Origin of the sequence: Paenibacillus qinlingensis (assembly GCF_031455095.1) — a bacterium.
Classification (GTDB): Bacteria; Bacillota; Bacilli; order Paenibacillales; family NBRC-103111; genus Paenibacillus_E; species Paenibacillus_E qinlingensis_A.
In genome coordinates, this window is record NZ_JAVDSB010000001.1 from 1358672 (window position 1) to 1371057 (window position 12386).

Sequence of the window (12386 nt, forward strand, 5' to 3'; positions counted from 1 at the left end):
CTACTACCTATCCTCCCAACTAATGGAGGCTCAGCAGCATGTCCATACAGTATCTGGAACAACAGAAATTGTGGATCCTTTCAACGAAAGAATCTGATTATGTCATTCAAGTATCTCCCAAAGGACAATTGCTGCACCGCTACTGGGGTGAGAAACAGCAATTATTCGATTATGAGCATGAAAATGGTGGTCAGCATTGGATCGGAACTTCCCATACGGATTCATCCAAAGATGAAATTATGCCTTGGGGTGGGTTGCGATTCACAGAGCCTGGCTTAAAAATAACTTTCGCTGATCACAGTCGTGATCTTTGCCATATTTATGATAGTTATCAAATAACCAATCGTAACCTGCTTACAATTCGATTAGTAGATTCGCAGCAGCAGCTTCATGTTTTGCTTCATTACAATCTCATTGCTGAACAGGATCTCATCGAACGAAATGTTGAAATTATAAATGCAAGCCATGAATCCGTTACGCTGGAACAAGTGATGGGAGCGGTATGGCATTTACCAGTCTATCCACAATATCAGTTTACCTATTTGACAGGGCATTGGGGCGGAGAATTCCAGGTTCGTCGTGAGTTTTTACAAGAAGGCAAGAAAGTATTGGAAAGTCGATGCGGATTATCTGGGCATTTGTACAATCCGTGGTTCGCGGTGGACTTCGGTGATGCTGCAGAGGAACACGGTGACGTATACTTCGGGGCGATTGCCTATAGCGGAAATTGGAAACTCGTAGCAGAACGCTATATGAGACAATCCCTTCAAATCACAGCAGGGTTGAATGATTTTGATTTCGCATGGACGCTTGGGTCAGGTGAGTCATTCAGTTCGCCTGTCTGCGTAGCTGGATATACGAAACATGGTTACGGGCAAGCAAGCCGCAATATGCACCGTTACCAAGAGAAGTACCTTCTTCGCCAAGCGGATCAAATTAGGCCAGTCATGTATAACTCATGGTATTCAACTCATTTTGACATTTCCGTAGATAGTCAGAAGTTATTAGCGGATAAGGCAGCAGCGATGGGGACAGAAATGTTCGTTATGGATGACGGTTGGTTTGGGCCGAGTCGCACGAATCGTTCTAAACTAGGCGATTGGGTGGCCGATCCCAGTAAATTCCCAGATGGATTAACCCCATTAATCGATCACGTAAAGTCTTTAGGCATGAAATTCGGGCTGTGGGTGGAACCGGAAAATGTCGGTCCTGACAGTGACGTATATCGTGAACATCCCGATTGGATCTTCCATTTTCCTAATCGGGAACGCACGCATTTAAACAAGGAATTTACGCTTAATTTGGCTAGAGAAGATGTAAGAGATCACCTGATTAGCCGTCTAGACAATTTATTGGCTACTCATGATATTTCCTATGTGAAATGGGATATGAATCGCTATATCAGTGAGCCTGGATGGCATGATGCACCTAGGGAGCATCACAAAGAAGTGTGGGTCAGATATGTGCAAGGGCTGTACGGCATTATAGAAACCTTACGAGACAGGCATCCTCGGGTTATGTTTGAAGCCTGTGCGAGCGGCGGTGGCCGGGTTGATTTAGGCATGATGAAATATGTTGAGCAATTCTGGACGAGTGACGATACGGACGGCTTCGACAGATTATCCATACAAGAGGGATACTCCTATGGCTATACGCCGAAAGCGATGATGTGTTGGGTAGCTCCGGCAGCGCGAATTCGTCCCAGATCGACATCGATTCGCTATCGGTTCCACGTCGCTATGATGGGATCTCTTGGTATCAGCTTGGATTTGTCGAAGCTTACTGAGGCCGAATTTGCAGAATGCCGAAGTTACATTGCGCAATACAAAAACATTCGTGGAACTGTTCAAGAGGGAGATTTATACAGACTTATGCCCACAAACTCACCGGAGGGTACGGCTGCCGTTCAATATGTAAACCAAGACAGGAACCAAGTTGTCTTATTTGCCTTTAGACATTCGATGCGATTTGTTCATTCCGTGTATCCAATCCGATTGAAAGGCTTGAACCCGCAAGCAGTTTACAGTTGCGAGTCATTGAAGCTGGAACGCAGCGGTGCTTCGTTAATGGCCACAGGCGTTCAGCTTGAGCTAAAGGGAGATTTTGACAGCGAGCTTGTCGTATTTCAGAAAATGCAGTAAGGGGTGAAGGGAATGAGAGTAACAAACAAAGTGAAGTTCAGACCTTATGCAGCTGGCCATACGGCATATCCGATTACGATCGTTACGCCTGAAGATGGTTATTACATTCATACGTTCTTCGACGTAAGCCCTTGGAGCCCATCGGGCAACTTATTAGCTTGTTTGAAACTGCCTTTTCAAGACCGCTTGCCTGGACCTGATGATGCGGCGACGGTTTGTATTATTCATTTGGGGGAACAAACGATAACGGAAATTGCCGACACGAAGGGCTGGGGAATGCAGGTTGGCGCGCATCTCTGTTGGGGCAGTGACAATCGTCTTTATTTTAACGATAAAGAGGGCTGTGATGTATTTGCCGTAGAGTATTCGCTAGACACAGGAACTACAAGAAGGATGGCGGGTCCGGTTTATCAGATTGCACCAGATGGCTCCTATCTTTTGAGTCCATCTCTCTCGCTAATTAATGCCTCACAAAATGGTTATGGTGCGACGATGCCAGTTGACTGCGATTGTACACCGCCAATCGGAGCACCTCATGATGAGGGCTTATGGCTGGTAGATGTGAAGAGCAATACGAAGCGATTGCTTTTCAGCTTACAGCAAGCTTATGAGCTATTACCGAATAAGAAGCCATTCGAAGGTGCAAGATTTACCTTTTTCCATACGAAAATTAACCGTCAACAAGATCGAATTATGCAAGTAGTACGATGTTTATTCGATCATGGACAGCCGCAAAAGAAGTTCATCGTCACGATGGCTCCTGATGGGAGCGATGCTAAGATCGCGCTCCCATATGAAATGTGGTTGGAAGGTTCTCATCACCCTGATTGGCATCCCAACGGAACAGATATTCTCATGAATATCAATTTGAAAGAGCTGCGGTTCTGTCAGTTTGACAGCGCAGGAGAGAAATTCCAAATCATAGCCCCACAGGTACGAGGCGGCGGACATCCCAGCTTTTCTCATCATGGTAGCTATATTGTGACGGATGCTTATACCGGGGAACCTTTTACCAATGAAGCTCATCAGGTGCCTATCCGATTAATTCGAACGAGTACGGGCGAAGAAGAAGCCATTTGTTGGATTTGGACGCTTGGAGGTACGTCTATACCTGCAGAATTACGTTGTGATCCGCACCCAGTGTGGCGTAATGATTTCAAATATGTCTGTTTTAATGGTACGCCAGAAGGGAAGAGACAAATTTTAATCGCTGATTTGAGTAGCTTAGCTGAAGAGATTAGGGGGCCATGGAAGTCATGAAGCCACATATCGTACTCATTACAACAGATCAAATGCGTGCTGATTTGATGGGGTGTGCCGGCAATCCAATTATCCAAACGCCGCATCTAGATATTTTATCCAGACGCGGTATACGGTTCGAGCAAGCCTATTCGGCAACGCCAATCTGTATTCCAGCTAGGGCAAGTATCATGACGGGGCTTGAAGGACACTGCATGGGAATCACCACGTATGTAGAAGGGTTCAAGTTGCCTACGGAGACAACTTTGCCTCAAACACTGGGAGACGCGGGATATGAAACACGACTCGTTGGCAAGATGCATGTCTATCCAGAGCGCTGCCATTATGGGTTCGACAGTATGCTCTTGTGTGAAGAAGGGCGATTGTTTGGTGCCAAAACAGCGGAGAAACGGGGCTACGACGATTATGAGCTTTGGTTGGCGGAGCAAGGTTACCCAGGTCAAGCCTTTGCACACGGGATAGCCAATAATGAATATGCCATGTCACCGTGGCATTTGCCTGATCATTTGCATCCGACGGAGTGGATTGCAGATCAAAGCTGCAAGACGATCAAGCGGAGGGACTGGACGCGGCCTTTATTTTTATGGGCATCTTTTACAGCACCTCATCCGCCACTAACGCCGCTAATGCGCGATTTATATCTGTATGAGAGAGATGAGATGCCCAAGCCCGTTAGTGGAGATTGGGTGGAGCGGCACTCTATATACGATCAACGAACGATTGAGCGGTATTGTGGGGAGATCTTGACGGACAAACAAGCAGATTTAGCTTATCGTGGGTTTTATGCGTCCATTACACAGGTTGATCGTGCGATTAACCGAATCATCGGAACTTTGCGCGAAGCAGGCATTCTTGATAATACCTGGATCATTTTCACTTCGGATCACGGGGATAATATGGGGGATCATAAACTTTGGTTTAAGGCTAATTTTACGCGAGGTGCTTGCCAAATTCCCTTAATCATTGTACCGCCAACTAAGAGCCCGATTCGAGACGAGTCTTGGGTATCTGGACGTACCACCCGTTCGCCTGTTGGACTTCAAGATATTATGCCGACATGTCTAGCCATTGCAGGAATCGCGGAGGTAGATGGCTTGGATGGGAGAAGCTTATTGCCGCTTGTCGCAGAGCCGGAGGAAGCTTCTGTTCGGCATTGTCTATTGGGGGAATTTGGCCACAGCGGTCAACGGACCCTGATGGTAACGGATGGGCAATGGAAATACATTTGGTATGAAGAAGATGGACATGAGCTGCTCTTCGATCTTTATACGGATTCACTGGAAATGCATGATCTAACGAACTTGAACGAGGAGCAATTGCAGCAATGGAGAGATGAGCTGGCGCGTATGTTGAGCGCTAGAGAGTCTGATCCCGCAGTACAGAATGGGCAATTGATATCGCGAGGAACGAAGCGGTTGTTGAACGTAAAAGAAAAAGCAGATCTTGTGCAAGATTTTAACCCAAGAGGAATTCATTAATGACGTTAATTATTTGTCTATCGGACAGGAGAGATCACTTTGATTCCATTCATTGCAAAAGCGGAACAGTTGGAGCAGAAAATAAAGGAATGGGAGACCTTAGCAGGATCTAATATGGTGTTGGATCATTTGATTGCTTACAGCGGGCACAAGGTGTATGCCATCACGATTTCGGATTTTACAGTACCTCGCACGAAGAAAAAGGCGTTGTACATCTCCCAGCCCCATGCACATGAACCGGGTACCACGGCCGGAATGGTAGATGTCATCGAACAGCTTCTTACCGGGAAAGATTTACTCGGTAACCCTTGTCAATTCGACCGTGAGAAAGTTTTGGCGAATACCATTATTACCTTTAACCCGGATGGCAACCCGTTCGGTCGCGCGAATTCACCTGAGCTTTATTACGATGGAACGAAGTACACGCCTAAGCAATTCCAATGCCTTATTTTCGGAGAAGACCCTGACAATCCTGGCGAGCGATGGAAGCGCGTGGACCTGTGGGATCGTCGAGATGAAAATGCACCCAATCCGATTGGTATTGTCTATGAACCTATCGATGAATTCCGTTATGTGGAGCCCAATCGCAGTCAGCTCTCCTCCTATTTCAAACTATTTTATCAAATGGATGACCAATATCAGTATGAGTATTGGCTTGATTTGCATCAAATGATGTTTCTTGGTCAGGGGGAACAAGACTCAGGATCGACATGTCAAATTTTCATGCCGCTCCCTGATCTGGTCGTAAGTCCGCATGGTGATGAGAATCTAGCTTGGGCAGCTGAAATAACACAAGACTGGCTGGACAACGGGTTTGCAGCGAAAGCCCCTATCAGCACACCATACACCGATATCCAAGCGGAGTATTTCCGTAGAAACTTCCGCGAGATTCACAAACGTATGAGTCGGATCAGTACCGAAGTTATTACGAATCGCGCTCAATATCCGGTAGAGATTCAAGTAAAAGCGCAATCCTCGGCGATTGAAACGACATTGAAGCGACTTCTTGCAAAGAATGTGGAGGCCTAAGCTTATGATTACTTTTGAGTACGATGAACCCCATCATCAAGGAATGAATACGCAGTTGATCGATAGTTATGCCAATCAATTAATGAAAATGAACACCAAAGCATTACTTATCATGCGCAATAATAAACTCATTAAGGAATGTTATTCGGATGATTATGGCCCGGAAATTCCGCATTACACAGCCTCGCTTGCCAAGACGATCGTCGGGGGGCTAGCGTTAGCCGTTGCTGTAACGGAGGGGTACATCGCCTATCAGGATCTTGCTTGTACTTACATTCCAAGTTGGCAAAGGGATCCATTGAAATCGAAGATCACGATTCGGCATTTAGCTACGCATACCTCAGGGTTAGAGGACACATCGGCACTTGATACGGAGTTATCGGGGTGGAAACGCATGTTTTGGCAGAAAGAGCCAAGTCCTTCTGCTTTGGATCCGATTACTTGTTCACTTGAAAAGGCGCAAATGATGCACCCCCCGGGAACGAAGTTTCTGTACAGTAACCCAGGATTCGGTGCCCTTTCTTATGCCATTACAGTTAGCTTGCAGCAGTCACCTTATCCAAATATCCAAGCATTATTGCAGGAAAAAATCTTTAATCCCCTCGGCATTCCAGATTCGGAATGGCATATCGGCTACAATAAGCCCTTTCAATACAATGGCTTGGACGTGTATGGGACATGGGGCGGCGGCGAATTTTCACCTCGTGCCATTTTGCAAATTGCCCGTCTCTATCTGCAGAAAGGTCAATGGGGAGACCAAACCTTACTTAACGCTCATGTGTTAAAACCAATGATGGCAGCCAATTTCCATTCCATTACGCAAGAAGGTTTCCCACAAGGTGATTTATTAACTTCATCTATTTGCGGCTTCTCTAATCATTGCGCGATCTTTCCTAACATTCCGGATTGTATGTTTCTTGGAGCAGGTGCTGGACATCAAGTAATGATGGTTATTCCAAGTCTTGAGTTGATTGTTGTGCGGCTAGGAAATCGGATGATAGAGGGCAAAAATGCTTTATTTTGGAGTGAAATCAAGGAATGGATCTGCGATCCCATTCAAGAGATGCTGCAGCATCAAAGTCCTTTTCCAGCTAGTGAAAAGGTGCGTCATGTTACCTTCGAACCGGCAGATCGAATTAGAATCAGCGGTGAAGACAGCGATAATTGGCCGTGTACATGGGCGAATGATGGCGGGCTCTATACCTCCTATGGGGATGGGTATGGATTCCTTCCACATACGGAGAAAAAGCTAAGTTTAGGCTTTGCCGAGATTATAGGTACGCCACAATCTTTTGAAGGCGTTAACTTACGGACCGAAACAGGAGAGCGGGAAGGCGACGGTTCTTCAGGTGAAAAAGCTAGCGGATTACTCATGGTGGACGGCGTGATGTATATGCTCGCCAGGAATGCAGGCAATTCACAATTGGCATGGTCCGCAGACATGGGGCGTACATGGGAGTGGGGATTCAAGTTTGAAACTAGCTTTGGTTGTCCAACTTTCGTCAACTACGGACAAAACTATGCAGGAGCACCAGACGATTACGTATACATTTATTCTCCGCACGGGACTAGTGCCTATGAGGAATATGACCATATTGTTCTAGCACGAGTAAATCGGTATCAACTCAAACATCTAACGGAATATGAATATTTTAAAGGTATCGATGATTCAGGAACGCCTATATGGACTCCTCTTATCTCAGAGATGAAGCCGGTATTCACGTTTCCTAATCACTGTCATAGGCTTGAAGCCATCTACCACGCAGCGACTCAAAGATATTGGCTTGTGTCCGCCTGTAATCATGAAGGTGGATGGGGAATATTCGATTCACCAACGCCCTATGGGCCATGGAGCACGGTTTATTTTACAGAATACTGGGGACTGGGTAAGACACATGCGTACCGGTTTCCCACAAAATGGATAAGTGAAGACGGGACTCAACTGCATTTAGTCTTCTCAGGCAGACGCTTCAAATCGATTGATTATGATGCGATGTGCGTTCGTTCCATGACGTTGGAATTGATTGATTAACTAGCGTAATTGTCAACTGGGGGTTGTTGTACATGAAACCTATTATTGTGGTTACTTCGACTTTCGATAATGGTCATACGTTTCTTCATAAAGATTATTCCAATGCGATCATAGAGGCTGGCGGTATTCCGTTCGTAATGCCCTATATGGCTTCACAAGATATGTTGGATCAGATTTGCGAAATGGCAGATGGACTCATGCTAAGCGGTGGAGAGGATATTGATCCGTTCCTATACGGCGAAGAGCCTGCGCCAGGCTTAGGTGCCATAACACCGGAACGCGATGTGCTCGAGAGCCGATTAACAGAACGTTTTCTGAAATCGGATAAACCGATTCTAGCCATATGCCGTGGCTTGCAGTTGTTGAACGCTGTCGCAGGGGGAACATTAATTCAAGACATTGAACGAGCTCAAGCCGTGTGTTTACAGCACAGACAGCAAGCACCTAGAGCGCACTTGTCCCACCAGATCCACATCGAATCAGGGTCGTTATTGGAACGGATTATTGGTTCAGCTCACATTCGTGTGAACAGCTTTCACCACCAAGCGGTAAAGCGGACGGCACCCGACTTTCGAGTGAATGCTACGGCTGCTGACGGCATTATCGAGGGGCTGGAGAGTATGATACATCGGTTCGTGCTCGGGGTGCAGTGGCATCCGGAAAACTTAGCTGGAACTAACGAAGCAGCAAACGATATCTTTCGGGCATTTGTTCATGCATGCATCAGTAAATAGAGAGCAGGAGGTTGGAAGAGATGTCTGCGAACACATTATACCCGCCGTATCCCAGAAGTAAATTCATTAAAGGTATCACCTTTGATTGGTCTAGTCGCATTCGTCTGGCTCCTGGCAGTGATAATTGGCCCTTAACTTGGGCGGATGATGGTCACCAATATACCGTATTTGGAGATGGCGGCGGTTTCGGAGGTACGAATGAAATTGGGCGTGCAAGTATGGGTATCGCGCGAATCGAAGGGGATCGCAAAGATTACAAAGCATGTAATGTATGGGGTGGAAAAGATGCAGAGCATCCTGCAACCTTCGAAGGTAAATCATGGGGGATCATTTGTATAGATGGTATCTTCTACATGTGGAGGAGTGGAGCGGCGTCTAGTGACTGCTATGAATTTCAGAAGCTATACAAATCGGAAGATCATGGAGCTAGCTGGGAAGATACATGCGTAGAGTTTAATATCAATTCGTTTAACCGATCTAGAGGGTTTTTCGTTCCGACCTTTTTGCAGTTTGGCCAGAATTATCAGGGAGCTAGAGACAACTATGTCTATATGTATGCACCGGAAGTAAAAAGTCTGGTCTGGGAATTGCAAATTCCCGGCGAAATCTCATTAATCCGAGTCCCCAAGGATAAAATCACTTCTCAGGCGCATTACGAGTTTTTTGCTGGAAATGAGTACGGTGGAACTGCCAGATGGACGCATGACGGCGAACAGCGCAGGCCCGTCTTTTACGATGCGAATGGGGTTATGCGGGTAAACGCGGTGTATAATCCTGCTCTGCAGAAATATCTCCTCGTTACGCAGCATACAGCAAGAAACTATGGATGGGGCATTTATGAAGCGAACGAACCGTGGGGATCATGGAAAACGATCTATTATTCGGATTGCTTTGTACCGGAAGACTGGGAGTGCAAATTAGTTTCTTACTTGAGCTTCTCTCCAAAATGGTGGGACAACGACGGTTGGGAATTCGTCATGGTATTCTCGGGAAGAGAATATAATGATGCTTGGAATTCTATCGAGGGAGGCTTCATCATCTGAGTTATTTTTTACATATTTTATTGTCGAATGTGGTTCCCATTGGCTTAATTATTGCAACTGGCTTTGTGATGGGAAGAAAATACACGATTCACGCAGCCTCTTTATCCAAGCTAGTATTTAACTTGTTTATGCCTATCTTTATGTTTGTACTGCTGCTCAAAGTGTCAATAAGCTGGGAACTCGTACTGAAAGTTGCCTTGTTCAGTCTATTGTTTGCTGTTGTATCAGCTGTTTTGGCGGAAGTTGTGATCCGAATACGTCGCTACGATGCACCGATGCGGGGAGCCATGCGGAATACGATCCTATTTTATAATAGTGGTAATTATATGATACCGCTTAATCAACTGGTGTTCGCAGGAAATCCGGTTACCTTAGCTGTTCAAGTTATCGTATCGGTGATTCAAAATCTGCTGCCGGGCACTTATGGCATCTATAACGCGAATGCGCATAAAGGTGAGTTTAACTTTGCGATCAAAACCATTATTTTATACCCCGGTATCTATGCGGTGCTTGCAGCGGTTGTCATTCGATTAACGCAGTTCACCATTCCAGAACCCCTGTATCTACCGCTGGAATATATGTCAGGCGCGACAATTGCGTTGGCACTCATTACATTAGGTGTTCAGCTCTCCTCGTTGAACCTGAACATTCGGTATCATGATGTCCTTATCTCAGCTACACTTCGGCTGCTGGCAGGTCCGATGATCGGATATGGACTTGTCAAATTAATGGGCTTCTACGGAGATATTGCGAGCGCTTTAGTGCTATCTTGTGCGGCGCCAACTTCCTTAATTTGTGCCTTAATTGCACTGGAATACGATAATGAGGCTTATTTCTCCGCACATGCGGTGTTATTCTCTACAGTTGCCAGCATGTTGACAGTTACTTTCACCATCTTTGCATTAGCGTAAATCAATCATTTAGGAGCTGAGAACAATGACGGATACCCCAAGAAGAACAGCCCAAATTGGTCTCATTCAAGTGAAGCCACGGTATGACGAGAGTGTTACGGTAGAGGGGTGCTTGGATGAGCTGCTGCAGCTAGCAGAGCAATGTCTCAAGGATGGCGCCGATCTTGTATTCATGCCAGAGGCATATCAATATCGTTTGGCTCGGCGTCATATTCCAAGAGGAGAGTTGTCCAAAACGTATTCAGAAACCTATAAACAGCGCTGCAGTCAGCTGGCCCGAAAGTATAATGCTTACGTTGTTCCCTGGGATTATGAAATCGATGAGCAGGAGAATGTCTATAACGTCTCCTATGTGTTAGACCGAAATGGCGTAGAAATTGGCAGGTATCGGAAGGTGCATCTGACCCGCGGTGAGACCAAGGTGCTAACGTATGGGCGTGATTTCCCTGTGTTTGACCTTGACTTCGGTAAGGTTGGCATCATGATCTGCTTTGACAATTATTTTCCAGAATCCGCACGCATATTGGCCTTACGGGGAGCTGAATTGATCCTATTTCCCTTGTTTGGAGATACCTTGAATCCGCAGTGGGAGATCAAATTAAGAGCAAGAGCGATTGACAATTCTGTCTATGTCGCCACTTGTCATTTGCATGCTGATCCAGGAACTTCGTTTACGGGGATGGTTTCGCCAACCGGCGAGATTATCGCCAAAGTAGAGAATGAGGGGACGTATCAAGTCGTTGAAATCGATTTGAGTACGAAGATTATGACGAATACGAGAGCAGTAAAAGGTTCATGTGAGGATATTAAACAAATGTTGCTTAAGCTGCGTCGTATGGAAGCCTATCAACCTTTATTAGAAGATGTTCCGCAAATGAATTGGGAAGAGATTGAATTTTTTAATAAAGAGGAGTGATTCTTGCTTGGGACAATTGGAAAACACGGATCACCTGAATCAACCATCTCGGTTTGCTTTTTCAGTCTTTACCAAGCCATGGAAATCATTATCGATAGATAATCTCGCGGCAAAAGTTCAATCATTAGGCTTTGATGGCATTGAATTTCCTGTCCGAGAGGGCTTTCAAGTGCAGCCTGAACAAGTTGAGAAAGAGTTGCCACGATTAAGCAGCAGATTAAAAGCGTATGGTCTTCACATTTATAGTATCGCGAGTACGACCGAGGAAGCCATTTTTGCAGCTTGTGCGGAGTCAGGCGTCCCCCTTATTCGGATTATGGTTGATGTTGATTTCAAAGAAGGTTACTGGGCATCTGAAAAAAGGATCAAGTCCGAGCTGGAGAAACTCCAAGTGCTCTGTCAACGATACCGCATAAAAGTCGGCATTCAACAGCATATTGGACGCACCCGTATCAAAAATGCCTTCGCTCTGCATCGCATTCTAGATGGGCTAGATCCGAATTGCTTTGGCGCGATTTGGGATGCAGCGCATGATGCCTTAACGGGAGAGCGACACGAGTTGAGTCTGGATGTCGTCGCACCGTATTTATGCATGGTGAATCTGAAAAATGGTTACTACCAAAGAGTGAACGGGAATGAAGCGGAGCAAGCACAATGGGAACCCTATTGGAGCACTGCACGTCAAGGCATGGCTTCGTGGCCATCAGTTATCGATAATTTAATTCAAAGGGATTACAAAGGTGTCCTTTGTTTAACAGCCGAATATAGCGACGAATTACATGTTGACGATCATATTGCCGCAGATATAGCTTATGTAAAATCACTCGTTTGCACATGAAGGG

The 12386-nt window shown here is 45.8% G+C and carries 10 protein-coding genes; all 10 read left to right on the forward strand.

Annotation, left to right across the window (positions count from 1 at the left end; translation table 11 throughout):
- Positions 1 to 38: 38 nt before the first annotated feature.
- The 10 genes from J2736_RS06195 to J2736_RS06240 are packed head-to-tail and all read left to right on the forward strand — an operon-like array spanning position 39 to position 12382.
- Entirely contained in the window at positions 39 to 2141 is a 2103-nt protein-coding gene (locus J2736_RS06195) for an alpha-galactosidase (protein ID WP_310224430.1), read from the forward strand.
- Between the two features lie 12 nt (positions 2142 to 2153).
- Positions 2154 to 3401: a hypothetical protein gene (locus tag J2736_RS06200; protein WP_310224431.1), complete on the forward strand. Its 1248-nt coding sequence runs from the start codon at positions 2154 to 2156 to the stop codon at positions 3399 to 3401.
- Positions 3398 to 4879 (forward strand): sulfatase-like hydrolase/transferase, encoded by a 1482-nt coding sequence (locus tag J2736_RS06205; RefSeq protein WP_310224432.1) that lies wholly within the window; start codon positions 3398 to 3400, stop codon positions 4877 to 4879. The genes J2736_RS06200 and J2736_RS06205 overlap by 4 nt, the downstream gene beginning before the upstream one ends.
- 39 nt (positions 4880 to 4918) lie before the next feature.
- Complete coding sequence (locus J2736_RS06210) at positions 4919 to 5908, forward strand: hypothetical protein (RefSeq protein ID WP_310224434.1); 990 nt, start codon at positions 4919 to 4921, stop codon at positions 5906 to 5908.
- 4 nt (positions 5909 to 5912) lie between these two features.
- Positions 5913 to 7940: a serine hydrolase gene (locus tag J2736_RS06215; RefSeq protein ID WP_310224436.1), complete on the forward strand. Its 2028-nt coding sequence runs from the start codon at positions 5913 to 5915 to the stop codon at positions 7938 to 7940.
- A gap of 32 nt (positions 7941 to 7972) precedes the next feature.
- On the forward strand, positions 7973 to 8674 hold the full coding sequence (locus J2736_RS06220) for a gamma-glutamyl-gamma-aminobutyrate hydrolase family protein (protein WP_310224438.1): 702 nt from the start codon (positions 7973 to 7975) through the stop codon (positions 8672 to 8674).
- A 20-nt stretch (positions 8675 to 8694) separates the two neighbouring features.
- Complete coding sequence (locus tag J2736_RS06225; protein ID WP_310224440.1) at positions 8695 to 9717, forward strand: DUF4185 domain-containing protein; 1023 nt, start codon at positions 8695 to 8697, stop codon at positions 9715 to 9717.
- 29 nt (positions 9718 to 9746) lie between these two features.
- Entirely contained in the window at positions 9747 to 10628 is an 882-nt protein-coding gene (locus tag J2736_RS06230) for an AEC family transporter (protein ID WP_310225238.1), read from the forward strand.
- Between the two features lie 25 nt (positions 10629 to 10653).
- A complete protein-coding gene (locus J2736_RS06235; protein ID WP_310224442.1) occupies positions 10654 to 11544 on the forward strand; it encodes a carbon-nitrogen hydrolase family protein in 891 nt (296 codons plus the stop codon).
- Between the two features lie 7 nt (positions 11545 to 11551).
- A complete protein-coding gene (locus J2736_RS06240) occupies positions 11552 to 12382 on the forward strand; it encodes a sugar phosphate isomerase/epimerase family protein (protein WP_310224444.1) in 831 nt (276 codons plus the stop codon).
- Positions 12383 to 12386 lie beyond the last annotated feature (4 nt).

Excerpts from the sequence above, each read along its gene's own strand:
- J2736_RS06195 (WP_310224430.1), top strand. The coding sequence starts at position 39 with ATGTCCATACAGTATCTGGAACAACAGAAATTGTGGATCCTTTCAACG.
- J2736_RS06200 (WP_310224431.1), top strand. The coding sequence starts at position 2,154 with ATGAGAGTAACAAACAAAGTGAAGTTCAGACCTTATGCAGCTGGCCAT.
- J2736_RS06205 (WP_310224432.1), top strand. The coding sequence starts at position 3,398 with ATGAAGCCACATATCGTACTCATTACAACAGATCAAATGCGTGCTGAT.
- J2736_RS06215 (WP_310224436.1), top strand. The coding sequence starts at position 5,913 with ATGATTACTTTTGAGTACGATGAACCCCATCATCAAGGAATGAATACG.
- J2736_RS06220 (WP_310224438.1), top strand. The coding sequence starts at position 7,973 with ATGAAACCTATTATTGTGGTTACTTCGACTTTCGATAATGGTCATACG.
- J2736_RS06225 (WP_310224440.1), top strand. The coding sequence starts at position 8,695 with ATGTCTGCGAACACATTATACCCGCCGTATCCCAGAAGTAAATTCATT.
- J2736_RS06235 (WP_310224442.1), top strand. The coding sequence starts at position 10,654 with ATGACGGATACCCCAAGAAGAACAGCCCAAATTGGTCTCATTCAAGTG.